Source organism: Chitinophaga niabensis (assembly GCF_039545795.1).
In the GTDB taxonomy this organism is placed as follows: domain Bacteria; phylum Bacteroidota; class Bacteroidia; order Chitinophagales; family Chitinophagaceae; genus Chitinophaga; species Chitinophaga niabensis_B.
This window is the reverse complement of record NZ_CP154260.1, coordinates 5,831,055-5,855,840: the sequence shown is the minus strand read 5'-3', so window position 1 is coordinate 5,855,840 and position 24,786 is coordinate 5,831,055. Positions and strand designations below refer to the sequence as shown.

The window sequence follows — 24,786 nt, the reverse complement described above, 5'->3', positions numbered from 1 at the left end:
TTCTCAAAGCGGCAGAGGTTATTTAAAAGCAAACAGGGAACGAGGGCGAGGCCCCTGTTCCCTGTGGAATTTATGCGTTGTTGAACATCTTAAAAACTATACTTGTTATCGGCGATCAATTTGGCAGCAATCCTTCTGCGGGCTTCTTTGGTGTTGAAGGCTTCTGTTTTGGTGAAGCGTTTCAAGCCCAGCAGCATCATGCGTTGTTCATCTCCTTCTGCAAAACCGTTGATGGCATCTTTACCGGATTTGTTCACACGGTCTGCCGCATCTGTGAGATAAGTGCGTACCATATCTATTTGCAGGGCCACGGCTTCTTCTCCACGAAGTTCCGCGAGTTTGATCACACGGAGTAAGGCACTTTCGCTGATGAAGGTTTCAATGGCCATGTCTGCAATGTTCATGAGTATTTCCTGTTCGGTATCTATCTTCATCATGAGTTTTTGCACGGCGCCGCCGGCAGCCATGAGGATGGCTTTTTTCATGTTGAGGATGATCTTCTTTTCTTTTGCGAAGGCCCCTTCATCTTCATTGCCAAAGTCCGGAATGCTCATGAGTTCTTTCATTACATTCATGGCTGGCGTCATGAGGTCCAGTTTCCCTTTCATGGCACGTTTCAACGTCATGTCCAATGTAAGGAGGCGGTTGATCTCGTTGGTACCTTCAAAAATGCGGTTGATGCGGGAATCCCTGTAGGCTTTGGAGATCACGTATTCATCGCTGAATCCGTTACCGCCATGTACCTGTACGCCTTCATCCACAACATAATCCAGTACTTCGGAGCCGTTCACTTTGAGCATGGCACATTCTACGGCATATTCCTCTGCGGCACCCAGCAGGGCTTCATTGAAAGCTTTGCCTTCTGCCAGCAGTTCCTGTTCTTTCTGATCGATCAGTTGTGCGGTGCGGTAGAGTGCAGATTCACAAACCCACATACGGATGGCTGCTTCAGCGAGTTTATGTTTGATGGCACCAAAGTTTGCAATGGGTTGTTTGAACTGTTCGCGGGTATTGGCGTATTGAATGGTGATGTTCAAACTGCCTTTTGCACCTCCCAATGCAGCTGCGCAGAGTTTAAGGCGGCCAATATTCAAAATGTTGAAAGCGATCAGGTGGCCTTTCCCGATTTCGCCGAGTACATTTTCCACGGGCACCTGCGCGTCCTGGAAATAGATCTGGCGGGTAGAGGAGCCTTTGATGCCCATTTTATGTTCTTCCGCACCCAGTGTGAAACCGGGGGTATCTTTATCTACAATGAAGGCGGTGAATTTATCGCCGTCTATTTTTGCGAATACGGTGAAAACATCTGCAAAACCGGAATTGGTGATCCAGCATTTTTGCCCATTGATGAGATAGAACTTCCCGTCTGCACTCAGTTTAGCGGTTGTTTTGGCGCTTAGTGCATCAGAGCCGGAATTGGGTTCTGTGAGTGCGTAGGCACCTTTCATTTCGCCGGAGCCGAGTTTGGGAATGTATTTGTTCTTCTGGGCATCCGTACCAAAGTAAAGGATGGGTAAGGAACCGATGCCTGTATGTGCAGCCATGGCTACCGAGAAAGAGTGACCGGAACCCAGGGCTTCGTTGATGAGTGTAGCAGTGATGAAGTCTTTCCCTAAACCGCCATAGGATTCCGGGAAGGCGGCTCCAAGGAGACCCTGTTCTCCGGCTTTATCCAGCAGGGAAGGCATGAGGCCTTCTTCCAGTTTATCCAGCCTGTCCAGCACAGGCGTCACTTCTTTGGCCACAAATTGTTCGGCCATTTCCTTGATCATCAACTGTTCTTCAGAAAAATCTTCGGGAATAAAAACCTCGGAGGCCATTAACTCTTTAACGAGGAACTCTGCACCTTTCAGGGCTGCTTTACTGTTAACCACGGTATCCATCTTGCGTATTTTTAGTCTACTCGTAATTTACCGAGTTTATAGCAATTGGCAAATTCAATTACTTCAATTCCGAATTAACAATTACGAATTTCGAGTCGTAGATTTGTTAATTACCAAAAGAGCCATGCAGGATTGAAACTCTCCTTACCATATCTGCAAAGTACATTTTCCGGGATCGTTGCTGGTTCAGGGGAGGAACTCCTGATCTGTTTTCATGGCTTTGGGGAAAGCGCATCGCACTTTAGTTGTATAGAACCTGCGCTGGGCAATAACTTTACAATTGTGGCGTTAGATATGCCCTTCCATGGGAACACGGTGTGGCAGGAGAACAGGAGTTTTGAGAAAAACGACCTGGAGGCGCTGATCGGAAAAATATTGGAAAGGTTTGGCAAACAAAGGTTCTCCCTTCTGGGTTATAGTATGGGTGGCAGACTGGCTATGTGTGCTGTGGAAAGGATGGCTTCCCGGATCGGGCACCTGGTACTGGTGGCACCGGATGGTCTGAAAAATAATCCCTGGCATATGTTTGCCACGCAAACAAGGATAGGCAACCGTGTTTTTGCATACAATACCCGGAATCCGGCTCTCTTCTTCAGACTGCTTACCTTGTGGCGGCGTTGGGGCCTGCTGAATGAAAGTGTGTACAAGTTTGCTTTTTACAGTATGGATAAGCTGGACAAACGCCAGCTGGTATATGACGTTTGGACAAACATGCGGAGAATGATGCCCTCCAAACGAAAATGTAAACGGCTATTGGCACAATATAATATTGACACGGTTTTATTCTTCGGAAGGTTCGACCGTGTGATACCTCCGGCTTTCGGAGCACGTTTTGCAGACGGTTCTTTTCCCTGCAAACTGGTAGTACTTGAAAAGGGCCACCAGCTTTTATCAGAAGAACTGGGATTTATTATCAGTCAAAATATCAGGAGTAAGTAAGCATGAATGCTTTATTGATCGTCACCCTTGGTCTCGCTTTTTTATACGGAATCCTCATGCTGTCCTATTGTTACGGCTGGACCCGTCTGCACACATTTTATCCATCCAGGCATGCTTATACTTTTAACACAAAAGTAACCGTAGTTATTCCGGCACGGGATGAGGAGAACAACCTTCCGCCTTTACTGGAAGCCCTGCAGCAGCAAAGTTATCCGGCGAACCTGTTTGAAGTGATAGTAGTAGATGATTTTTCGGAAGATTCCACTGCAGATGTAGTGCGGTATTTTCCTGCGGAGAATGTACGGCTGGTACGCATGAGCGATCACCTGGATAAAACACAACGGCTCAACTCCTACAAGAAAAAAGCAATAGAACTGGCCATCAAAGAATCTACCGGCCACCTGATCGTAACAACCGATGCGGATTGTGTGATGGGGCCCAAGTGGCTGGAAACCATTGTGAAGTTCTATGAAACTTACCGTCCGCGTTTTATTGCTGCACCGGTGGCTTATCATGAAGATGATAACTTCTTCAAGCGTTTACAGTCGCTGGACTTTATGACCATGCAGGGCATTACCGGATCGGTGGCCTATCTGCAAACAGGTACCATGTGCAATGGCGCCAACCTTGCGTATGAGAAAAGCGCCTTTGAAGAAGTGGGTGGTTTTATGGGAATAGATATGATTGCTTCAGGAGATGATATGCTGCTGATGTACAAGATCTATCATGCCTATCCGGGTGGAGTGCGTTATCTGAAAAGCCGCGATGCCATTGTGCGTACGCTGCCTGTGGCAACCGTGAATGGCTTTATGAATCAGCGGATACGCTGGTCTTCCAAAGCAGATAAGTATGAGGATAAACGGATTACACGCACGCTGGTGCTGGTGTATATCTGGAATGTGATGCTGGTACTGATGGGCGTGGTAACCATTTTTAATCCTGAACTGCTGTATTGGTTTGTAGGTGTGCTGATCTATAAAGTAGTGATAGAAATGATTTTCCTGGTACCGGTGGCTGCTTTCTTTCAAAAGCTTTCCCTGCTGGCCTGGTTTATTCCCGGACAGCCATTTCATATTATCTACGTAGTAGTGGCAGGTTGGTTAGGTAAGTTCGGATCGTATGAATGGAAGGGGCGCCAGGTGAAGTAGCGCCCCTCCGAAAACTATAATCTTGAGATCACCCAGTTTCCGCTAGCCGTTTCCGTTATGTTCATCTTGTAACGGGCGGTATCCTGGAAGCTCCAGTCCAGATTTGCTCTCATCCAGGCTTTCAGCACGCCGATATAACGCCTGAGTTCATCATCCGTTTCTTCACCAAAGGATGGTACTGTTTCAGTTAGTGCAATAAAGCGGCGAACCTCTTCATCATGCATGCGGGCTGTTTCCATTACAGCTTCTTCGAGGTCCAATCCTCTTTCTTCTTTTAATACTACTACCAGGTTGTGCACATCACCCTGGCGGCGTTCCTTTTCAAAAGAGAACAGGTCGTTAGCCCAGCAAACCACATTGTTACAGGCAAGGGCCAGTTGCTGAACGGTGTCGTGTAAACGAACCTCATCCGGCAGATAGATGTTCTCCAGTACTTCTATCAGTTCAATGTCTGCAAAGAGTGCTCCGGTATAGGGTCTCTTTTCAATGTAATCCGCAACAGAGGGCGCGCGGTGCTGAATGCGGTTACCGACTTCCCACAAACATGCATCCAGGTAGTCGATCATACTTTTTACGAAACGTTTCTGCCAGGCGGCATTGCTGGTCCTGCGCATACGTTTCCACAGATCGGCAAAACTGTTAGCCAGCGGCATACCTTCCTCAGGAGCCACTACATGATTGTTTTGGAGGATCTGGGTAACGAATGAATGCACCATCTGGAGATAATCCATTTTCCCGAACATGGATTCATCGTTCTTGTCGTCCAGCAGGAAAAGCCAGGTGTTGAATTCAGAGGCAATGCAGAGTTCATAACGTCCTGCAGTGGGGAATGCCCTGGAAGACAACATGGCAAACCTGGCCCGGCGGAATTTTTCCCGGGCTTTTTCAGATTTTACTAATCCAAAGCGGCTAACCCATTCGGCCGTGTGTTTTTCGGCTTCAGTAGCGAAGGGATTGAGCATAGAAGGGAACGGGCAGTAGATCTGCGGAAATTGGAGCGTTGACATACTTAAATGTTTAATGGTTAATATAAAATGGTTACAATCAATGACTTCTATATCCTGGAATGATGTCTGTGTCTAACTAAAATTTAAGCTATTTTATGAGTATACCGCTATGCATAATGACCGCAGGAGTTGAATTTCGTGTGATATGAATGCATGATTTTCAATGATATATAGTAACGAAAGTGTTATGCATAAATTGCGGATATAAATGAAGGTTATGTTACATATATAACCTATTTAGAATAGGTGTAGGAAATAACCCGGGTTTCATTAACTTGTAGCCCTCATGGCCCGATCTGTTTCTTTTTCCCGCCAAGCATGGAAACGCCTTCAGCGTAACAAGGGTGCTATGGCCGGAATGGTCGTGATCATTCTCGCTTTGTTCACAGGCATTTTTGCTTATTTCCTTTCGCCGGACCATACGCCTTATGCGAATGGAATGGTGTTGGAGATCAGTGGGCAAAAGCCGGGGTTCAGTATTGAGATGTTGCATGTGCAGAAAACACAGCCTGTGGCCAAACGGAGCTGGTTGCATTACCTGGTATACGGGCAGGAATCCAGTGTTACGCTGATACCTGTGCGGAGCTGGCAGTTCAAAGAAGATTCCATCCGGGTGGAAAAATATGTGGATGAGGAAACCACTTTCCCTGAAACGTATTCGCTGCGCGAGGTATTGAATGCGCCGGTGCCATCTGTGCCTGCAGCACAGATCATGGTGGGCCGGCAACATTTGAAGCAGCATCATTACTGGCTGGGCACGGATAAATTCGGACGGGATATCCTCAGCCGTTTATTGGTGGGCACGCGTGTGAGTTTAAGTGTGGGTTGTATTGCAGTATTTATCTCTTTAACCATCGGTATTTTTTTAGGAGCCATTGCAGGATATTTCAGGGGAGCTGTAGATGAAGCCGTGATGTGGCTGATCAATGTGATCTGGAGTGTACCCACGCTGCTGTTGGTTTTTGCTATCTCGCTGGCATTAGGGAAAGGGTTCTGGCAGGTATTCATTGCAGTGGGTTTAACCATGTGGGTGAGTGTGGCGAGGATCATCAGGGGCCAGGTGTTGGGACTGAGGGAATTACAATTCGTAGAAGCTACGCGGGCATTGGGCTACGGGCATGTACGTACGATCGTGAAACATATCCTGCCTAATATTATGGGACCGGTGATGGTAGTGGCGGCCAGTAATTTTGCCACGGCTATTGTGATAGAGGCGGGATTGAGTTTCCTGGGAGTAGGGGTACAACCACCGCAACCTTCCTGGGGTTTAATGATCAAGGAAAACTATAATTTTATCATTACACACAACCCTTTGCTGGCCCTGGCGCCGGGCGTTGCCATTATGTTACTGGTATTGGCTTTCAACCTGTTAGGTAATGGATTACGGGATGCAATGGATGTAAAGGGAAAGATATAGATATAGTGTTAATTTTAAGGATATATTTGAAAAGCAATATTATTTATTTTAATTTTAATTCGTTTTAACCATACTACTATGCCTTACAAACCATATTTATTGATCCTTTGTGCGCTGGCCATCATGTCCGGCAGCTGCAAAAAGAAGAATGGCCCCGGCGGCACTGTTGTACCTCCACCAGTTCCAGAAGCTGAATTAGTAGTTTCCGTTCCCAACATTAATCTGAACAGTGATGTGAATGCTGCACAGGGACCTACCCTGACAGTAACCATGAAGATCACTTCTACGCCGATCCCTACACAAGGGGTGAATGTTGTAGTCACTGTGCTGGATCCTGCAGGGGTACCTATTCCGCAAACTGCGATAGCTACCATCACTGGCGATACGATCACTGTTACCATCATTGGCCTGCCTAGTCTGAAAGTAGCAGATGTTACGATCACGGTGACTTCCAAAGCAAAACCATCGAATACCAAAACGTATAAGTTTGGGGTGATGAACAAAACGCCTTAATTTATTCTTGAAATATTACAAGGGGCTTGTTATATGCAGGGAAAGCATAGTACAAGCCTCTTTTCTTTTCGGCATAATTCCACTAGGTTTGTGCAAGGTTCGAATTAGAAATAGCCATGCGTATAGCCGTTAATGCTGTCCCGATGCTCCAGGATACACCTGCAGATACAGGGAATGTGATCACTGAAATGTTGTACCGGTTGTGCCGCCTGCACCCGGATGTAGAATTCCTGCTAATTACAGACTGTCCCTGGCAACCGGTGGTGATCCTGCCTTCCAATGCACAGCACATTCTGCTGAAACCCTGGGTGGGAGGGCGTTTGGGCCAATATGCCTGGCGCAGATGGCAGTGGAAGAAAGCCATCAAAAAGTATAAGGCAGACAGGGTGTTGTGTATAGATGAAGTGCTTCCTGTACCTGCCAGTATTCCTGCTTATCTAATGCTCACCAGGCATACGGAAGTGCTGGACCGTGCTTCCACTTCTCAATACATCCGCCAGTATACCCGCATTTTACTCTTTTCTGCTTTTATGCGGGAACAGGTGAATAAGCGCTTTGGCGGCCTGGATACGAAGATTGAGGAATTGCAGCCCGGGGTTTCTGAAACCTATATTCCATTGAACTGGGAGGAGCGTGAAGAGGTGAAAAGGGAATATGCAGATGGGATGGAATATTATATTTCTGTTGCCAGTATACATCCGGATAATAATATCAGACCTTTACTGAAGGCTTTTTCCATGTTGAAGAAAAGGTTACGGACCAGTATGAAACTTGTGCTGGCGGGGCGTTTGACGCATGCGGGAGAAGAAATTGCGGAGTCGCTGCAAACCTATAAGTTCAGGGATGATGTGATCTGGGTAGAGGATGCGGAGGAAACAGAGCTGGCGCGATTGATAGCAGGAGCTTATGGATTGGTGCATACAGCAGGTGCGGATGGATTGGCAGTGCCCATTTACATGGCATTGCGGTGCCAGGTTCCGGCAGTTGCTTTATATGCAGGGGCTTCTCCGGAAGCTGGCGGGGATGCAGCATTGAATGCCGTACCCGACGATATTACAGATCTTTCCGAGAAACTGGGGGCTTTATATAAGGATGAGATGCTGCGCAGCAAGCTGCTGGCACATATTACAAGAACAGAGAGCTGGGATGAGGGGGCTTTGCAGCTGGGGAAGATCATTACTACCTGAGCGTCTAAAAAACAAAAGCTTACTTTTGCAATCTCTAATCAAGAAAAGGTATGACAAAAGAATCTACTATACAGATCAAGGTGGCATTGGATGAACAAAAGGTGCCGGAAAAAATAGAATGGACGGCCTCTGACAGTACAGCCGACCGTATGAATAAAGCGAAAGCCATGATGGTGGCTTTTTGGGATGGTGCAGATAAAACCGCTTTACGTATAGATCTCTGGACGAAAGAGATGATGGTGGATGAAATGGCGGACTTCTTTTTTCAGACCATGATGACGATGGCAGATACCTATCAACGTGCCACGCCATGGGCTGATCAGGCCAATGATCTCCGCGCTTTTGCGCATGAATTCTACAAGAAATTCGAGGAAAAGCTGAAAAATCAGAACCAGTAATCTTAAATAACAGAACATGTCATTAGAATTAGATATCAACGGCGCCATCAAAACCGCCATGCTGGCTAAGGCAGAAGCTGAATTGCGTGCCCTGCGTGCTATTAAGGCAGCTATTTTGGTAGCAAAAACAGCAGAAGGTGCCAACGAGCTCACTGAAGAAGATGAGCAGAAACTCCTGCAAAAACTCTCGAAACAACGTAAAGATTCCCTGGAAATATTCCGTCAGCAGAACCGTGAAGACCTGGCGAAGAAAGAAGAAGAAGAACTGGCTGTGATTGCCCGATACCTTCCGCAACAAATGGATGAAGCTGCGCTGCGTACTGCTTTGACTGAGATCATAGCAGCTGTGGGCGCCAGTTCACCGGCAGATATGGGTAAAGTGATGGGTGCTGCCACCAAACAACTGGCTGGCAAAGCTGAAGGCAAAATGATCTCTGCGCTTGTAAAAGAACTCCTGACCAAATAATCCCGCTTTTGGCCATAGACATACTTTTTGCCGTTATCCTGGCATTTGCCGTCTACAAAGGTTTTACCCGTGGCCTGATCGTTGCGGTGTTTTCCCTTGTGGCCTTTATATTGGGCCTGGCTGCTGCGCTTAAATTATCCGCCGTGCTGGCGGAATACCTGGCAGGGCATGGTATGCATGGCCGCTGGTGGCCGGTTTTGTGTTTTATTGGTATCTTTCTGGCAGTAGTGATCCTGGTGCGTATTGGGGCCGCGGCCCTGGAAAAAGTGGTACAATGGTCTATGCTGGGCTGGATCAACCGTTTGGGAGGGATCATTTTATATGTGATCGTGTATACTGTAATATATAGTGTACTATTGTGGCTGGCCAATCAATTGTACTGGTTAAGCCCGGAAATGAAGTTGCAATCAGTCGTATATCCTTATATAGAGCCGATCGGACCAAAGGTGATGGAACAAATGGGCAGGATTATCCCGGTTTTCAGGGATGTATTTGCCGAATTGCAGGGATTCTTTGAAAAAGCCGCTAAAGAAATACCTTCAAATAGATAGGCATTAGGAATTATATGAATTAAGAAAAAGGATTATTTTAGCGCAAATATTGACTTCAAGCATAGGTAATGAATTACGAAATCAAAACACAGGGCAAATTTAAATTCATCGAAGAAGGAGAAGGAGAACCATTGATATTGTTGCATGGATTATTTGGCGCCCTCAGTAATTTCAGCGGCCTCCTGGAGTACTTCAAGCAGTATAACAAGGTGGTGATCCCTTTATTGCCGCTGTTTGACCTGAATATCCTGGAAACCTCCGTTAGCGGGCTGGCTAAATACGTTCACAAGTTCATAGAAACCCGTAACTATACTGATTATCACCTGATGGGCAACTCCCTCGGAGGGCATGTTGCGCTGGTGTATATTCTGAAACACCCTGAAAGAGTGAAATCCCTCATCCTCACCGGCAGCTCCGGTCTTTTTGAGAACGGTATGGGCGAAACCTATCCCAAACGCGGGGATTATGAATATATCCGTAAAAAAACGGAGCTTACTTTCTATGATCCTGCCATGGCTACCAAAGAGCTGGTGGATGAAGTGTTTGAGATCACCAGCAACCGCCTGAAAGTGATCAAGATCATTACCCTGGCCAAATCCGCTATCCGGCATAACCTGGGCGAAGAGCTGACTACCATTACCACACCTACCCTCCTGATCTGGGGAAACAATGATACCGTTACACCACCTGTGGTGGGAGAAGAGTTTCATAAGCTCATCCCCAATTCAGAACTGCATTTTATAGATAAATGCGGCCATGCGCCCATGATGGAAGTGCCCGAAGAGTTTAATGTGATCATGCACGACTTCTTCAAAAGGCTTGCCAGTGGCGCTGTGAAAGTCAATGCCAGCTAACCGTTCATCCTTACTGCCATACCATTGCTCCGGGATTACTTAATTTTTAACAGGTAAGTTTCGCGGTATTGGAATATTCTTTGCTATTATTGTAGCTGAAACACGATCTATTATGTTGGCACAGGAACTAATATCCACCATAGTGCCGGTTTTGAATCCAATGGACACCGGGGCTAAAGCTTTACGCCTGATGAATGAATATCATCTGACGCAATTGCCTATGGTAGTGGATAACAAATACCTGCAGCTGGTGGAGGAAGAGGATATTATAGATTGGGAAGATCCGGACCAGTTGCTGGAAACCACGGAAGCCAACCCTTTCAAACCTGCCATCCCTGAAGGAACCCATTTTTACGAAGCGCTTAAGTTATTCTACGATCATAAATTGTCTGTTTTGCCGGTGATCTCCAAAGAACAGGAGTACCTGGGCAGTATAACAAAAGACAACCTGCTGGCCATCCTTGCCCAATACAATGGTGTAAAGGAACCCGGCGGCCTGCTGGTACTGGAAGTAGACCCCCGGAATTACAGCCTGAGTGAGATTGCCCGTATTGCAGAGAGCAATGAGGTGACCCTGCTCAGCGTTAATACCATCACCAATTCCAATACCGGTAAACTGGAAGTGTTGCTTAAAACCAACCGCCAGGAATTACAGGGTATCCTGGCCACTTTCGAGCGCTTTAACTATACCATCAAGTATATGTTCAGCGAAGAGCTGGAAGAAGACCTGCTCAAAAAGAACTACGACCTGCTCATGAATTACATCAGCATGTGATCATTTTCATTTAAAGGAGAACGAACCTACAAGCCTGCATGCGCACTGTTCTAAACATTTCCGCCACATGGCTATTACTTTTTTTTGCGTTGCCCGCAACAGGGCAGCAGCGGGATTCAAGTATTGTTAAAAGGCTGATCACAGAACCAGATTCAAGTGCACTCAAACCCGCTACCGCTACATTACAGCCGCTTTCGCAGGATACTAATTATATCATCGTTCGCAACATCCTTATTTCCGGCAATAAAAAAACACGTACTTCTATTGTATTGCGGGAGCTGAGCGTAAAACCCGGGGATACCGTGTATCTCAGTACCCTGGCGGAAAAGCTGGAAGCCAGCCGCAAACAATTGCTGAATACTTCCCTCTTCCTCAATGCCACCGCCAATGTAAAAAACTGGGAAGGCAGGAGTGCTGACCTTGCTTTTGAAGTATGGGAACGCTGGTACCTGTTTGCCTTTCCCATCTTTAAACTGGCAGACCGGAATTTTAACCAGTGGTGGGTAGAACAAAAACACAGCCTGAAAAGAGTGAACCTGGGCGTGAAAGCTTTCCAGGATAACCTTACAGGCAGGAACGATGATGTGTATGCAGATATAACGGTGGGGTATACACAGAAATTCCTGCTGGGGTATAACCTTCCTTACATCGATAATAAATTCCGCCATGGTATTGGTTTTGTAGTGTCCTACAGCCGCAACCGGGAGATCAATTATATTTCAGATGGCAACAAGCAGCAGTTCTTCCGGCAGGACGATTTCCTGCGGAAGCAGTTCCTGCTGGGGCTTACCTATACTTACAGAAAAGCTATCAGCACCCGCCACCAGCTGGTGTTGAACTATTATAATGAGTCCGTGAATGATTCCGTGGTACTTAGGAATCCGGACTACCTGGGCAATGGCAGAAAAGATATGAACTACCTGGAACTGGCTTACCGCCTGCATTACATTCAGGCAGACAGCTGGCAGTATCCTTTAAAGGGGTTGCTGGTGAGCGGGGAAGTATCTAAAGTGGGCATAGGGCCTTTGAGCGGGCTGGATTATCTCAAATTCCGTGTAAAAGCCACTAAATACTGGGAACTGGCACGTAAAACCTATGGTGCCCTGGGGATCCTCGGGCAGGCGAAATTCTCTTCAGACCAGCCTTATATTGGCATGCGGGCTATGGGATATAGCGATGATTATCTCCGCGGGCTGGAGTATTACGTGATAGACGGTACCAGTTATTTCATCTTCAAATCCACATTGCGCCGGGAAGTGCTCAACTGGAAAGTAAAACTCCCGATCGTACCTAAAAAATTCAGCAACCTGCCCATCCGCCTGCTCGTGAAAACATATGGGGATATGGGTTATGCATATGCCAGGCTCACGAAGAACGGTATATTGAATAACAAGATGTTATATACTGCCGGAGCGGGTTTGGACCTCGTGTCCTTCTACGATACCTGTATCCGCTTTGAATACAGCATTAACCAATTGGGCGAAAAAGGACTATTTTTACACGCTAAGCTGGATATGTAACCATTCTAATCGATACTTATAATGCATGTAGCCCTTTACAGTCGCGGATTCGTTAAAGAAGACCTGGAAGATATTCGTTTTCTGCTGGAGGAATTGAACCGTCAGGAGATCACACCTGTTATATTTGAACCTTTTTATAGAGAATTGAGGCCACATGTACAGTTCTATCCTGAAACAGAGGTTTTTTCCCAGGCGGAAGACCTAAATCAGCGGATAGAATTTTTGGTAAGCCTCGGCGGCGATGGCACTTTGCTGGACACGGTGAGCTTTATACGGGATAAGAACATACCCGTGATGGGGGTGAATTTCGGAAGGCTGGGTTTCCTGGCCAGTATTGGCAGGAACGAGATCCATGAAGTAGTAGATTCCCTGATCAGCCGCAATTACGTAGTAGATAAAAGGACGCTCATTCACCTGGATACCAGTATTCCCCTTTTCGGGAATGTACCTTATGCCCTGAATGAGTTCACCATACATAAGAAAGATACCTCCGCGATGGTAAAGATCCATACCTATCTGAACGGGGAATTTTTAAATACTTACTGGGCGGACGGGTTGATAGTGGCCACTCCAACCGGATCTACAGGTTATTCGCTGAGTTGTGGCGGCCCCATTGTTTTCCCGGAGGCTGCGAGTTTTGTGATCACCCCTGTGGCCCCCCACAATCTGAATGTGCGCCCTATTATTGTGCCGGACAATAACATCATTTCTTTTGAAGTGGAAGGCCGCAGTGATCAGTTCCTCTGTACCCTGGATTCCAGGATGGAAGTGATAGATAACCGGGTGCAGCTGGCGGTAAAGAAAGAAGATTTTTCTATCAGCCTGTTAAGACTGAACGAAGGAAACTTCCTGCACACCTTAAGGAACAAGCTGTTATGGGGTATTGATACCCGTAATGCCGGAAGAAAATAGCGCTTCATTACCCTTTTTTACCATACGAAAAACGTTTAATTTACGTTCTTACAGATATTTATGCTGCACACGCGTATTCACACAAGGGTTTTACTGGTAGCGGTCTTTATGACGGCTGCCGCTTTCATAAATGGGGCTAAGGCCCAGCAGGAAGAAAGTTATGTTGGGGAGCTGGGCTTCACGGCTGGGGGGGCGCATTATTTTGGCGACCTCAATACCAGGGCTGCCATCAAGGCCACGAAAGCTGCCGTGGGTATTTATTACCGCAAGTATTTCAATGATTATGTAGGCGCCCGCGTGCATTTCCGCGCTATGCAGCTGGGGTTTTCAGATGTGTATAATACCAATGAATTTGAACGCCGCCGGAACCTGAGCTTTAACACCAACGTGTATGAGCTGGCGGTACAGGGAGATTTTAACTTCTTCCGTTTTGAGCCGGGCAGTGATGAATACCGGTTTTCGCCCTACCTCACTTTGGGAGCTTCTGCCTTCCATTTCAATCCTTACGCTTATTACAATAATCAGAAATATTTCCTGCAACCCATGAAAACAGAGGGCCAGGGCAGTTCCCGTTTCCCTGACCGGAAACCTTACCAATTGTTTTCTTATGCCTACCTGATAGGCGGCGGGGTGAAATACAACCTCAATCGTAGGCTGAACCTGGGTTTGGAGGTGCTTTTCCGTTTTGCGCAAACAGATTATATAGACGATGTGAGCACTACTTATGCCGGGATAGATCTTTTTCCTACCAAACCAGATGGCAGCAGTACCCTGGCGGCAATTTTGCAGGACAGGTCAACAGCCACGGGTGCTCCGATCGGAGAAAGGGGGCGCCAGCGGGGTAACAGCCGGGACAAGGATCAGTTCGCTACCCTTGAATTAACATTAGGGATCCTCTTTACCAGTTACCGCTGTAAGTTCTAAAAGGCGCTACCAGCCAACATTCCCGTTAAAACTACGTTAAAACCGCCCCCTTCTCTTTGCAGGAAAGGGCATAAAGTTATTTTTGTATCTTTGCACACTTTTAGTAAAACTGTTTTAACACGCCTGAATAGTCATGAGCTTGAAGGATCAACTAGACCTGCAACGATTGCCGCGTCACATCGCCATCATTATGGATGGTAATGGGAGGTGGGCCAAAGAACGAGGGCAGGATCGACTTTACGGGCATCATCAGGGAGTGGAAAGTGTGCGGGATATTGTGGAGGGTTGTGCTGAATTAGGCATAGAATACCTTACCTTATACGCTTTTTCTACCGAAAACTGGGATCGGCCGGTGTATGAAGTGAACGGCATCATGGAGTTGCTCGTTACCACTATCCGTAAGGAGGTGGAAACACTTAATAAAAATAACATACGCCTGCACGTGATCGGTGATATGTCTATGCTGCCAGCTCACTGTCAAAGGGAGTTAAAGGAAGCTATGGACATCACTGCTCCGAACAGTGGATTGAACCTGGTGATGGCGTTGAGCTATAGCGCAAGGTGGGAGATCCTGCAGGCCGCACGTGCCATTGCGAAGGATGCACAGACGGGGAAGCTAAATCCTGACGAGCTTACCCCTGATGTTTGGGAAAAATACCTATGTACTGCTGGACTACCGGATCCTGAACTGATGATCCGAACCAGTGGCGAACACCGTATAAGCAATTTCTTATTGTATCAACTGGCCTACGCAGAACTGTATTTCACGAATACGCGCTGGCCCGATTTCCGCAAAGAGAATCTGTACGAAGCCATTTTAAATTATCAAACCAGAGAACGTCGATTCGGCAAAACAAGCGAACAAATACAGCAGAATGAAGAAATTGTTTCCTAAAAGCCTACTGGCCGTAGTTTTATGTTGCAGCGCGGGAATGTCTGTGCGCGCCCAGCAAAAGGATACCATCCCCGTACCGGCACAAAAACCAACGGAAGGATTAAATCCCTTTTCACTGGGTAACCCACAGCAATTTGAAATTGCCGACATTGCCGTAACCGGTACTGAATTCCTCGATAAGACCCTGCTGCTCTCTCTCTCCGGCCTTGCCGTTGGAGATAAAGTTGTGCTGCCAGGTGACCATTTTGCTAAAGCCATCCAGAGCCTCTGGGGGCAACGCCTGTTTTCTAACATTGCTATTTACATTACTAAAATAGAAGGCAATAAACTGTGGCTGGAAATAGCCCTGGTGGAAAAAGCCCGTATGTCCAACTTTCAGTTCAAAGGTGTAAAGAAAGGAGATGCTGATGAACTCACTACCAAAGCCGGCCTCCGTAAAGGAAGCGTGGTAACGGAAGCACTTCAGCAAAACACTGTGAATGTTATCCATCGCTTCTATGCGGAAAAAGGTTTCCGTAATGTAACCACCCGCATGGAAGAAAGAAAAGATCCGCCACCAGCCATCAACTCGGCTACGGTGATCTTTCATATCGATAAGGGTAAGAAAGTAAAAGTGAACGACATCAACCTTGTAGGTAACTACAGTTTTGCAGACGCTACACTGAAAAAGAAAATGAAAGGCACAAAGGAAACCAGCCGTTTCACTTTGTACCCTGATATGGCCAATCAATGGTCAGACAGTATGGTGAAGTCTTCCAACTACTGGAAAGAAATGGGTTTTCTTTCTGCTACCCGTTCCCTTGCACAACTGGACCCTTACTTCCGTTTCAAACTTTTCTCTTCTGCCAAGTTCAACGAAACGAAGTATGCAGACGACAAAGAAAAACTGATCGCTTTCTATAACTCCAAAGGTCACCGCGATGCGCAGATCCTCAGGGATACTACCTATCCTTCCCTGAAAGGCAACCTCAATATCGAAGTGGAACTGGAAGAAGGTAAAAAATATTATTTTGGTAACATCACCTGGAGAGGTAACACTGTTTACAGTGATACCGTGCTTTCCCGTGGTTTAGGGATCCGCAAAGGAGATGTGTACAACCTGGAACTGTTAGGTAAACGTTTGGGAAACCCTCCCGGTCCTGAAGGCGGAGACATCGGAAGTTTGTATATGGACGATGGTTACCTGTTCTTCCAGGCAGATCCGGTAGAGGTGGGTATCCGTGAGGACACTATCGATTACGAGATCCGTTTGCAGGAAGGCCCGCAGGCTACGATCAAAGACATCCGCATTGCAGGTAACGAAAAAACAAATGAGCACGTGGTACGCCGTGAATTGCGTACACTGCCCGGTGATAAATTCAGCCGCCAGAACCTGATCCGTTCTCAACGTGAAATTTCACAGCTCGGCTTCTTCAACCCTGAAACAATTGGTATCAACCCTGTTCCCAACATGCAGGAAGGTACAGTGGACATTGATTATAAAGTGGAAGAAAGAGCCAACGACCAGTTGGAACTTTCCGCGGGCTGGGGTGGTTACATCGGTTTGACCGGTACCCTGGGGGTAACGTTCAACAACTTCTCCTTACGTAACATTTTCAAGAAAGAAACATGGGACCCATTACCAAGTGGTGATGGCCAGAAACTGAGTGTGCGGATCTCTTCCAATGGTAAAGCATACCGTTCTTACAACTTCTCCTTTACAGAACCCTGGCTGGGCGGTAAAAAACGGAATCCATTCTCCGTGAGCTTCTACAGCACTTACCAGAACCCGAATGCCTTCGCAGAATATTACAATCAGCCGGTAAGCAATCCTGGTGCATATTTCAGGGTTGTGGGCGGATCCGTTTCTTTGGGTAAACAATTGAAATGGCCGGATGACTGGTTCTCCCTGATGTACTCTGTGAACTATCAGCGTTATAAACTGAAGGACTTTAACTATTTTGGCCTGGAAGGATTTGATAATGGTGTATCCAATAACTTAAGCTTCCGCCTCACTTTAGCGCGTTCTTCCGTGGATCAGCAGATCTTCCCGCGCAGTGGTTCCAGCTTCATGATCTTTGGCCAGTTCACACCGCCATATTCTTTGTTCAATCCTGATAAGGATTACACCAAAGAACCTATCAAGGACCAGTTCAAATTCATTGAATATCAGAAGTATCGTATGAATGCTGAATGGTATGTTCCATTGAGCCGTCCACGTGGTGCTGACAATAAATCACTGGTACTGAAAGTAGCCGCTAAATTCGGTTACCTGGGTAAGTATAATAACCGTACCACCTTATCTCCGTTCGGCCGCTTTGAGCTGGGTGGCGATGGTTTGAGCAACTTTGCGGTATACGACAGGGACATCATCTCCCAACGTGGTTACCCGGTTTATTATACCTCCAATCCTAAATTAAATCCGGAAAGTACTGCACCACCTGCTGGCTATTCAGGCTTTACCATGTTTAATAAATATGTAGTGGAATTGCGTTATCCCTTCAGTCTGAACCCAAGTTCCACCATTTTCGGTCTCATTTTCATGGAAGCGGCGAATGGTTACCGGGACTTCAAGGAATATGATCCTTTCCGCCTGAGACGCTCTGTGGGCGTGGGTGCAAGGTTCTATCTCCCCATGTTCGGATTGCTTGGATTTGACTATGGCATAGGTTTGGATAGATTAAGGCCCGGAGGCGGTATGAAGGATGCTGCTAAATTTACCTTCATGTTAGGCTTTGAACCGGAATAAAATATTTATTATATATTGCAAAACTTGTGCGTTGAACGTACGTTAGATAGCAATAAGACTAATAAACCTTTTTTCTCATGAAAAGATTATTCATCACTACGGCTTTAGTATTAGGAACTATATTTGGTGCCGCGGCGCAGAAATATTGTGTGATCGATACAAAATACATCCTGGAAAGTATTCCGGATTACAAGGAAGCACAGAAGAAACTGGATGGTGTAGCTGATCAGTGGCAGAAAGAAATAGATGCCAAATTCCAGGAAGTGGATAAGATGTATAAATCGTACCAGGCAGAACAGGTAATGCTTACAGAGGATTTAAAGCGTAAAAGAGAGGATGAGATCATAGCCCGGGAGAAAGATGCTAAAGACTTACAAAAGAAACGTTTCGGCTACGAAGGCGATCTGTTTAAGAAAAGAGAAGAACTCGTAAAACCAATTCAGGATAAGATCTACAATGCTGTACAAAAGCTGGCTGCCAGCAGGATGTACGACTTTGTGCTGGACAAATCAGGCGGTGTTACCGTTATATTTTCCGATCCTAAACTGGATAAAAGCGAGGAGATCCTTCGTGCACTGGGGGTGAAAAAATAATCCTTTACCATCTTTACCTATAACTTTTTAAATTTCTTTTAAACACAAGACAACAACATCATGAAGAAGTATGTAATTATTGCCTTTGTTGCATTCACCGGATTATTCAGTGTGAAGGCCAGCGCACAAGCCAAAATCGCGCATATCAACGCCCAAGCATTGATTGAGAGCATGCCAGAAACTAAAAAAGCACAAGCAGATATTGAAACATTTGCAGCCGGACTGGAGAAAGAAAGCGGTGGTTTGGTGGCTGAATACAATAAAAAAATGGCTGATTTCGACAAATCATCCGCTACCGATAGTGAAACAATGAAACAAGTGAAGGTAAAAGAGATCCAGGACGCACAAAAACGCATCCAGGAGTACGAAACCCTCGCTCGTGAGAAGATCGGCGCAAAACAGAACGAATTACTGAAACCAGTATATGACAAAGCCCGTAAAGCGATCGAAGATGTAGCTAAAGAAAAAGGTTACGCTTATGTAATTGACAGCTCCAGCGGTTCTTTGCTCGTTTCTCCTGCAGGAGACGATATCCTGGCTTCTGTGAAGACTAAACTGGGTGTTCCTAACACACCAGCTGCTCCAGCTGCTAAATAAGGCCGGATCTCAGGTTATTTTGGAAGGCTGACCCGTATGGGTTAGCCTTTCTTTTTATATTATTTTACCTTAGGCGTGCAAGCAAACCTTAGTAAAACACGTGGCGAACACGTGATAAAGGAATGATCAAGGTTTTAGGGTCAGGGTGCTGGTAAAATACTATCAGTAAGCATTTTTCAGAAATCTTGGCTTAGGCTTTTCATTTTAAATATTTTACCCTACCTTTGCCTTCCGTTTTAAACGGGGCTGATCACAGTCGCCCGCCTGAAAGACGGGATGGGTAACAAGTTTTAAGTATAAAGGAAAATTAAAAAACAAGATGAAACGTACTTTTCAACCGCACAACAGACGCAGAAAGAGCGTACACGGTTTCAGAAAGAGAATGGAAACTGCCAACGGCCGTAAAGTATTGGCATCCCGCAGAGCGAAGGGCAGAAAGAAGCTGACCGTTTCTGACGAGCGCAAGCTGAAATAATCCGACATCAACTCATATTGCCATAAAAACTTATTCTTTTAACAAGGAGGAGAAGTTAAAAAGCAGGAAAATGATTGAAACGCTTTTTCGCAAAGGAAAAGCGTTTTCTATTTTCCCCTATCGGGTCATTTTCATGCCGGCTACCCTCACTTCGGATAAATATCCTGTTCAGGCCGGTTTTAGTGTATCGTCCCGCAAATTCCCCCATGCCGTAGACCGTAACCGTATTAAACGGTTGGGCCGTGAATGTTACCGTCTCCAAAAGCAGGGACTCTATGATGCCCTTGCCGGTAAATCCACCCAAATGGCTGTTTTTTTTATTTATACAGACAAAAAAATAGCTGATTTCCCTACCCTTCGCGATAAATTTTCGGTAATTTTAGAGAGATTGAAGAAATCCATCTGAGGTGTTGGCTGATGAAGAAATTACTAATTATATTAAGTTTCCCATTTATATTACTGATCAAAATATACCAGTGGTGCATAAGTCCATTCTTAGGCGCCCGTTGCCGGTATACACCAAGTTGCTCCCATTATGGCCTGGAGGCCTTTAAGAAACATGGGATCTTCAAGGGGGGCTGGCTGACTATCAAACGTATCCTGAGTTGCCATCCCTGGGGAGGCCATGGTTATGATCCCGTGCCCTGAATTTGTTTCGGGTCGCAGCGCCTGTATTTTTAAAAACCTTTTCAAATTTTCCGTATGCGGATATCCAAAAAACTGATACTGTTCTCCTTACTGGGCCTCTGCCTTGTATTAGTAGCTTTCCGTACCAGCGATAAATACTTTCTCATTGCCAAGAACCTGGACATTTTTGCAGCGTTCTACCGTGAGCTGAATACGTACTATGTGGAAGACCTTCCACCTGAAAAGCTCATGCATAAAGGCATTGAAGCCATGCTGGAAGAAACAGACCCCTTCACGGATTTTGTGCCGGAAGAGGAACTGGATGAATTGCGTTTTATGGCTACCGGTAAATACGGCGGGGTGGGTACTTCCATTTATACAGAAGGAGAATGGACCTCCATTACGGATGTATATGAAGGAAGCCCTATGGCCAAAGCCGGCGTGAAAGCAGGAGACATCATTGTTTCCCTCAATGGCAAAAGCGCAAAGAACATGGAACAGGAGGATATCAGCCTCATGCTGAAAGGCAACCCCGGCACTTCTTTGGATATCGTACTCCGCCATCCGCTCACCGGAGTGGAAAAAGCTTATAAGATCATCCGTGATGATATCAATGTGAAACCTGTGAGTTATTCCGGCGTGATCCGTAACGACATTGGCTATATTAAAATGAGCCAGTTCACAGAGAACAGTGGCCTGCAGGTACAACAGGCATTTGAAAAACTGAAACAATCGCAACCACAACTGAAAGGACTGATATTGGACCTCCGCGGAAATCCCGGTGGTTTGCTGGAAGAAGCCGTGACCTTATCCAATATCTTCATCGATAAAAATCAACTGATCGTTAGCACCAAAGGAAAAGTGAAAAGCTGGGACAGGGAATATAAAACCTCCCAGGCTGCCGTGGATGCACAGGTTCCGTTGGTAGTACTGACCAGCCGTACATCTGCATCCGCCGCAGAAATTGTGGCAGGTGCCGTGCAGGACCTGGACCGTGGTGTAGTAGTAGGCCAGCGATCTTATGGAAAAGGACTGGTACAAACTACACGCCCGCTGCCTTATAATGCAAAACTGAAAGTGACCACTGCACGTTATTACACACCCAGTGGCCGTTGCATACAAGCCATCGATTATTCCCACAAAACAGAAGATGGCGAAGCTGTGTATGTAGCAGATTCCCTGCGCCGTTCCTTTGTAACAGCAGGTGGCAGGCCTGTTAAAGATGGCGGTGGAATTGAACCGGATGCAAAAGTAGAAAGCATGGTACTAAGCCAGGTGGCCATTACTTTACTGCGCAAACAGTTCATCTTCGATTATGCTACCCGTTATTATTATTCCCATCCACAGGTGAAACCGGCATCTCAGTTCTCACTCACAGATGCAGAGTTCAGCGATTTTGAAAAGTTCCTGGATGGGAAGGATTACAGCTATAAAACCCGCAGTGAGGAAGCATTAGAAAGTTTCCGCACTACTGCAGAACGCGAGAAATATTATGACGGCTTATCTAAAGAGTTTGATGCCCTGCAGCAGAAAATGAAGCACGATAAAAAGCAGGATATGCTGAAGAATAAAACAGAGATCCGCCAACTGCTGGAAGAAGAGATCATGAACCGTTACTATCCGCAGCTGGGCAGGATAGAAAAGGGTTTGAGCTGGGATAAGGATGTGGATGAGGCAGTGAGTTTGTTGCATGCTCCGGCAAAGTACCAGGCTTTGTTGCAGAAGAAGAATTAGGATGGATTACTTTGAATTAAAGGATAAACTATATTGGAATAATATCCCAGAATATTGGTACTCATTAGACGAGGGCTTAAAACCGGATGCCTGCATTTTATACAAGAACTATTCTAAGTGGGAATTTTTTTATTTGGATGAGAAGGGAGAAAGGCATGACTATAGAACCTTTGATTGTGATGCAGAAGCGTATGAATATTTATGGGGAAAAATGGAGTATCAATTGAAGTTTTATAATATAACCCCCAGGAAAAAGGACGAATAACTTTAACTTGTAGCCTTTAACACTTTTATATTTTTTGAATAAGTGTCAGTACTTATTCATGAATGCAACCCATTGCAGAAAAATATTAACAATTTAGCGGTGCTTACCATTGCACAGCTAAATTGTTTTTCGTTTTTTTAGGGTATGTATGAATTAAGCCGCTTCCATCTTGCATTATTGATGGTCATAATCCTGGGCGCCTGCTCCGCCGGGAAAACTGTAACCAGTGCTAAAACAAGCCCCATCAATGTTCTTTGCTACAACATCCATGTGGCCAATCCGCCTTCTGTAAAAGGCAAGAAAGATATTCCCGCTATTGCAAAGGTGATCAGCGATGTAAACCCGGATATTGTGCTGCTCCAGGAAGTAGATGTACATACAGCCCGTTCCGGTAAAGATATTCACCAGGCGGAAGAGCTGGCCAAAAGCAGTAAGATGGCTTACTTCTTTGCCAAAGGGATTGACCATGACGGAGGGGAATACGGCGTTGCCATCCTTACCCATTATCCCATTATTGAAAAAAAAAGATATCCTTTAACAACCATAGCAGGGACAAATGGTGAGCCGCGCGTATTAGCTACTGTGTTATTACAGCTTCCGGGAAATAAACGTTTACTCGTAGCCTGTACCCACCTGGATGCACAAAGAGGTGATACTAACCGGCTGGTGCAGATCAAAGAGGTAACAGCTATATTAAAAGATCAGCCTTACCCGGTTATTCTGGCAGGAGATTTGAACGCTCCGGAGGGCAGTCCTGTTATTGATATACTGGACCAGTATTTTACCCGTAGCTGTAAGGACTGCGGATTTACCATCCCGGTGGAGAACCCACGCCGGTGTATTGATTTCATATCCTTTACGCCAGGGAAATTTGAAGTGCAAAAACACCAGGTGATCCAGGAGAAATATGCATCGGATCATTTACCCGTGAACGCTGTTTTGCGTTTGAAATAGCCATCGTTTTATCTTTAAATACATAAATTATACTTAGCATGACGGAAAATTCTCAAGGTAACTCACGGCGCGGTTTTATTACCAAACTGGCTAAAACCGTAGTGGGAGCCTCTTTATTGCCAAACATCATTACAGCGGCAGACCGGAAGAGAAGTCTAGAACAACTCTCCCGTCAGAATGATAGATACAGTGCTAACGATCAGATCCAGATAGCATTGATCGGAGCGGGTGGAATGGGAACGGCAGATGCAAATACCGCCATACAAGTACCCGGTGTGAAACTGATTGCCGCCTGCGATCTGTATGATGGCCGCCTGACGGATGCTAAAAAGAAATGGGGCAATGATATTTACACCACGCGTGATTACAAAGAGATCCTGGAGCGTAAGGATATTGATGCTGTGATCATTGCTACGCCGGACAGCTGGCATAAAGATATTTCTGTTGCTGCCATGAATAAAGGCAAGAGTGTATACTGCGAAAAACCAATGGTACATGATGTTTCAGAGGGTGCAGCAGTAGTAGAAGCACAGAACCGCAACAAGGTGATCTATGAAGTAGGCAGCCAGGGCGTTAGCTCACTGGGTAATGAAAAAGCCCGCCAGTTGCTGAAAGATGGTGCTATCGGTCAACTGAACTATGCAGAGGGTTTCTGGGCGCGGATGTCTCCATTCGGCGCATGGCAATACCCTATCCCTGCAGATGCTTCTACGGCAACAGTAGGCTGGGATGCTTACCTTGCCAACAACACCAAACGCGCATTTGATCCATTACGTTTCTTCCGCTGGAGGAATTACCGTGATTACGGTACGGGTGTTTCCGGCGACCTTTTCGTTCACTTATTCTCCAGTCTCCACCTGGTAACGGGTTCCATAGGACCTGAAAAGATCATGGCTACTGGTGGTTTGCGTTACTGGAAAGATGGCAGGGAAGTACCCGATGTAATGCTGGGTATGTTCGATTATCCTGAAACAAAGATCCACCCTGCATTTAACCTGAGCCTCCGTGTGAACTTTGTGGACGGTACAGGCGGAACCAACTACCTCCGCATGGTGGGCAGCGAAGGTTCCATGACGGTTGAGTGGGATAAAGTAACCCTTTACAGGAACAAAGCATATGCTGCTTCTGACGATCCGTTGTTGCAAACAAAGAATCAGAAAGATAACGGCAAACAATATGTATACGAGCGTAAGGATATGCTGGCACCGGAAAAAATGGAATACGTAGCAGAAGAAGGATACAAAGGCGCACATTTTGATCACTTCTACAATCTGTTCAATGCTATGCGTACCAAGGGTAAAGTAAGTGAGGATGCGCTGTTCGGCTTCCGCGCTGCTGCACCTGCCCTGCTGTGTAACGACAGTTATTTCCAGAATAAGATCATGCACTGGAATCCTGAAACTTTGAAAACTGTAAATAAATAA

The 24,786-nt window shown here is 46.0% G+C and carries 26 protein-coding genes; 24 read left to right on the top strand and 2 right to left on the bottom strand.

The genetic code is table 11. The features are described from left to right. Nucleotides 1–89 precede the first annotated feature (89 nt). On the bottom strand, nt 90–1,883 hold the full coding sequence (locus AAHN97_RS23275) for an acyl-CoA dehydrogenase family protein (RefSeq protein WP_343304508.1): 1,794 nt from the start codon (nt 1,881–1,883) through the stop codon (nt 90–92). Nucleotides 1,884–2,015: 132 nt separating this feature from the next. Between AAHN97_RS23275 and AAHN97_RS23270 the strand changes: the two genes are divergently transcribed. Beyond that, nucleotides 2,016–2,822, top strand: coding sequence for an alpha/beta fold hydrolase (locus tag AAHN97_RS23270; RefSeq protein WP_343304507.1), 807 nt, complete (start codon nt 2,016–2,018; stop codon nt 2,820–2,822). A gap of 56 nt (nt 2,823–2,878) precedes the next feature. Further along, complete coding sequence (locus AAHN97_RS23265) at nt 2,879–3,970, top strand: glycosyltransferase (RefSeq protein WP_343304506.1); 1,092 nt, start codon at nt 2,879–2,881, stop codon at nt 3,968–3,970. Between the two features lie 14 nt (nt 3,971–3,984). Here AAHN97_RS23265 and AAHN97_RS23260 read toward each other — a convergent pair whose 3' ends face one another. Then, nucleotides 3,985–4,977, bottom strand: coding sequence for a terpene synthase family protein (locus tag AAHN97_RS23260; protein ID WP_343304505.1), 993 nt, complete (start codon nt 4,975–4,977; stop codon nt 3,985–3,987). Nucleotides 4,978–5,263: 286 nt separating this feature from the next. On the opposite strand from AAHN97_RS23260, the gene AAHN97_RS23255 reads away from it, so the two are divergent. The 22 genes from AAHN97_RS23255 (at nt 5,264) to AAHN97_RS23150 (ending at nt 24,786) form a co-directional block, all read left to right on the top strand. Beyond that, nucleotides 5,264–6,394, top strand: coding sequence for an ABC transporter permease (locus AAHN97_RS23255; protein ID WP_343304504.1), 1,131 nt, complete (start codon nt 5,264–5,266; stop codon nt 6,392–6,394). 78 nt (nt 6,395–6,472) lie between these two features. Next, a complete protein-coding gene (locus AAHN97_RS23250; RefSeq protein WP_343304503.1) occupies nt 6,473–6,907 on the top strand; it encodes a hypothetical protein in 435 nt (144 codons plus the stop codon). A gap of 116 nt (nt 6,908–7,023) precedes the next feature. Then, nucleotides 7,024–8,094: a glycosyltransferase gene (locus AAHN97_RS23245; RefSeq protein ID WP_343304502.1), complete on the top strand. Its 1,071-nt coding sequence runs from the start codon at nt 7,024–7,026 to the stop codon at nt 8,092–8,094. A 50-nt stretch (nt 8,095–8,144) separates the two neighbouring features. Then, entirely contained in the window at nt 8,145–8,492 is a 348-nt protein-coding gene (gldC, locus tag AAHN97_RS23240) for a gliding motility protein GldC (RefSeq protein ID WP_074241907.1), read from the top strand. 16 nt (nt 8,493–8,508) lie between these two features. Then, entirely contained in the window at nt 8,509–8,958 is a 450-nt protein-coding gene (locus AAHN97_RS23235) for a GatB/YqeY domain-containing protein (protein WP_343304501.1), read from the top strand. 8 nt (nt 8,959–8,966) lie between these two features. Beyond that, on the top strand, nt 8,967–9,509 hold the full coding sequence (locus tag AAHN97_RS23230; protein ID WP_343304500.1) for a CvpA family protein: 543 nt from the start codon (nt 8,967–8,969) through the stop codon (nt 9,507–9,509). 68 nt (nt 9,510–9,577) lie between these two features. Continuing rightward, complete coding sequence (locus tag AAHN97_RS23225) at nt 9,578–10,363, top strand: alpha/beta fold hydrolase (protein WP_343304499.1); 786 nt, start codon at nt 9,578–9,580, stop codon at nt 10,361–10,363. A 112-nt stretch (nt 10,364–10,475) separates the two neighbouring features. Then, nucleotides 10,476–11,138 carry a CBS domain-containing protein gene (locus AAHN97_RS23220; RefSeq protein ID WP_343304498.1) on the top strand — a complete coding sequence of 221 codons (663 nt, stop codon included), beginning with the start codon at nt 10,476–10,478 and terminating at the stop codon, nt 11,136–11,138. Between the two features lie 38 nt (nt 11,139–11,176). After that, complete coding sequence (locus AAHN97_RS23215) at nt 11,177–12,658, top strand: POTRA domain-containing protein (protein WP_343304497.1); 1,482 nt, start codon at nt 11,177–11,179, stop codon at nt 12,656–12,658. Nucleotides 12,659–12,679: 21 nt separating this feature from the next. Next, complete coding sequence (locus AAHN97_RS23210) at nt 12,680–13,570, top strand: NAD kinase (RefSeq protein WP_343304496.1); 891 nt, start codon at nt 12,680–12,682, stop codon at nt 13,568–13,570. 60 nt (nt 13,571–13,630) lie between these two features. Continuing rightward, nucleotides 13,631–14,494: a DUF6089 family protein gene (locus tag AAHN97_RS23205; protein ID WP_343304495.1), complete on the top strand. Its 864-nt coding sequence runs from the start codon at nt 13,631–13,633 to the stop codon at nt 14,492–14,494. A gap of 133 nt (nt 14,495–14,627) precedes the next feature. Next, nucleotides 14,628–15,389 carry an isoprenyl transferase gene (locus tag AAHN97_RS23200; protein ID WP_343304494.1) on the top strand — a complete coding sequence of 254 codons (762 nt, stop codon included), beginning with the start codon at nt 14,628–14,630 and terminating at the stop codon, nt 15,387–15,389. Beyond that, nucleotides 15,370–18,117 carry a BamA/OMP85 family outer membrane protein gene (locus AAHN97_RS23195; protein WP_343304492.1) on the top strand — a complete coding sequence of 916 codons (2,748 nt, stop codon included), beginning with the start codon at nt 15,370–15,372 and terminating at the stop codon, nt 18,115–18,117. Before AAHN97_RS23200 ends, AAHN97_RS23195 begins: the two co-directional genes overlap by 20 nt. A gap of 77 nt (nt 18,118–18,194) precedes the next feature. After that, nucleotides 18,195–18,710 (top strand): OmpH family outer membrane protein, encoded by a 516-nt coding sequence (locus AAHN97_RS23190; protein WP_074241917.1) that lies wholly within the window; start codon nt 18,195–18,197, stop codon nt 18,708–18,710. A 60-nt stretch (nt 18,711–18,770) separates the two neighbouring features. Continuing rightward, entirely contained in the window at nt 18,771–19,307 is a 537-nt protein-coding gene (locus AAHN97_RS23185; protein ID WP_343304491.1) for an OmpH family outer membrane protein, read from the top strand. Between the two features lie 319 nt (nt 19,308–19,626). Then, nucleotides 19,627–19,782 (top strand): 50S ribosomal protein L34, encoded by a 156-nt coding sequence (gene rpmH / locus AAHN97_RS23180; protein WP_012788729.1) that lies wholly within the window; start codon nt 19,627–19,629, stop codon nt 19,780–19,782. A gap of 16 nt (nt 19,783–19,798) precedes the next feature. Beyond that, a complete protein-coding gene (locus tag AAHN97_RS23175; protein ID WP_343308282.1) occupies nt 19,799–20,188 on the top strand; it encodes a ribonuclease P protein component in 390 nt (129 codons plus the stop codon). An 11-nt stretch (nt 20,189–20,199) separates the two neighbouring features. After that, a complete protein-coding gene (yidD, locus tag AAHN97_RS23170; protein WP_200798352.1) occupies nt 20,200–20,430 on the top strand; it encodes a membrane protein insertion efficiency factor YidD in 231 nt (76 codons plus the stop codon). 54 nt (nt 20,431–20,484) lie between these two features. Beyond that, nucleotides 20,485–22,143, top strand: a complete 1,659-nt coding sequence (locus AAHN97_RS23165) for a S41 family peptidase (RefSeq protein WP_343304489.1) — start codon at nt 20,485–20,487, stop codon at nt 22,141–22,143. Between the two features lies 1 nt (nt 22,144). Next, entirely contained in the window at nt 22,145–22,408 is a 264-nt protein-coding gene (locus AAHN97_RS23160; RefSeq protein WP_343304488.1) for a hypothetical protein, read from the top strand. Nucleotides 22,409–22,588: 180 nt separating this feature from the next. Next, nucleotides 22,589–23,362 (top strand): endonuclease/exonuclease/phosphatase family protein, encoded by a 774-nt coding sequence (locus AAHN97_RS23155; protein WP_343304487.1) that lies wholly within the window; start codon nt 22,589–22,591, stop codon nt 23,360–23,362. Nucleotides 23,363–23,400: 38 nt separating this feature from the next. After that, nucleotides 23,401–24,786 (top strand): Gfo/Idh/MocA family protein, encoded by a 1,386-nt coding sequence (locus AAHN97_RS23150; protein WP_343304486.1) that lies wholly within the window; start codon nt 23,401–23,403, stop codon nt 24,784–24,786.

Excerpts from the sequence above, each read along its gene's own strand:
- AAHN97_RS23215 (WP_343304497.1), top strand. The coding sequence starts at position 11,177 with ATGCGCACTGTTCTAAACATTTCCGCCACATGGCTATTACTTTTTTTT.
- AAHN97_RS23255 (WP_343304504.1), top strand. The coding sequence starts at position 5,264 with ATGGCCCGATCTGTTTCTTTTTCCCGCCAAGCATGGAAACGCCTTCAG.
- gldC (WP_074241907.1), top strand. The coding sequence starts at position 8,145 with ATGACAAAAGAATCTACTATACAGATCAAGGTGGCATTGGATGAACAA.
- AAHN97_RS23220 (WP_343304498.1), top strand. The coding sequence starts at position 10,476 with ATGTTGGCACAGGAACTAATATCCACCATAGTGCCGGTTTTGAATCCA.
- AAHN97_RS23205 (WP_343304495.1), top strand. The coding sequence starts at position 13,631 with ATGCTGCACACGCGTATTCACACAAGGGTTTTACTGGTAGCGGTCTTT.
- AAHN97_RS23250 (WP_343304503.1), top strand. The coding sequence starts at position 6,473 with ATGCCTTACAAACCATATTTATTGATCCTTTGTGCGCTGGCCATCATG.
- AAHN97_RS23275 (WP_343304508.1), bottom strand. The coding sequence starts at position 1,883 with ATGGATACCGTGGTTAACAGTAAAGCAGCCCTGAAAGGTGCAGAGTTC.
- AAHN97_RS23260 (WP_343304505.1), bottom strand. The coding sequence starts at position 4,977 with ATGTCAACGCTCCAATTTCCGCAGATCTACTGCCCGTTCCCTTCTATG.
- AAHN97_RS23200 (WP_343304494.1), top strand. The coding sequence starts at position 14,628 with ATGAGCTTGAAGGATCAACTAGACCTGCAACGATTGCCGCGTCACATC.
- AAHN97_RS23165 (WP_343304489.1), top strand. The coding sequence starts at position 20,485 with ATGCGGATATCCAAAAAACTGATACTGTTCTCCTTACTGGGCCTCTGC.
- AAHN97_RS23185 (WP_343304491.1), top strand. The coding sequence starts at position 18,771 with ATGAAGAAGTATGTAATTATTGCCTTTGTTGCATTCACCGGATTATTC.
- AAHN97_RS23195 (WP_343304492.1), top strand. The coding sequence starts at position 15,370 with ATGAAGAAATTGTTTCCTAAAAGCCTACTGGCCGTAGTTTTATGTTGC.
- AAHN97_RS23160 (WP_343304488.1), top strand. The coding sequence starts at position 22,145 with ATGGATTACTTTGAATTAAAGGATAAACTATATTGGAATAATATCCCA.
- AAHN97_RS23245 (WP_343304502.1), top strand. The coding sequence starts at position 7,024 with ATGCGTATAGCCGTTAATGCTGTCCCGATGCTCCAGGATACACCTGCA.
- AAHN97_RS23210 (WP_343304496.1), top strand. The coding sequence starts at position 12,680 with ATGCATGTAGCCCTTTACAGTCGCGGATTCGTTAAAGAAGACCTGGAA.
- AAHN97_RS23190 (WP_074241917.1), top strand. The coding sequence starts at position 18,195 with ATGAAAAGATTATTCATCACTACGGCTTTAGTATTAGGAACTATATTT.
- AAHN97_RS23225 (WP_343304499.1), top strand. The coding sequence starts at position 9,578 with ATGAATTACGAAATCAAAACACAGGGCAAATTTAAATTCATCGAAGAA.
- yidD (WP_200798352.1), top strand. The coding sequence starts at position 20,200 with ATGAAGAAATTACTAATTATATTAAGTTTCCCATTTATATTACTGATC.
- AAHN97_RS23265 (WP_343304506.1), top strand. The coding sequence starts at position 2,879 with ATGCTGTCCTATTGTTACGGCTGGACCCGTCTGCACACATTTTATCCA.
- rpmH (WP_012788729.1), top strand. The coding sequence starts at position 19,627 with ATGAAACGTACTTTTCAACCGCACAACAGACGCAGAAAGAGCGTACAC.
- AAHN97_RS23155 (WP_343304487.1), top strand. The coding sequence starts at position 22,589 with ATGGTCATAATCCTGGGCGCCTGCTCCGCCGGGAAAACTGTAACCAGT.
- AAHN97_RS23235 (WP_343304501.1), top strand. The coding sequence starts at position 8,509 with ATGTCATTAGAATTAGATATCAACGGCGCCATCAAAACCGCCATGCTG.
- AAHN97_RS23150 (WP_343304486.1), top strand. The coding sequence starts at position 23,401 with ATGACGGAAAATTCTCAAGGTAACTCACGGCGCGGTTTTATTACCAAA.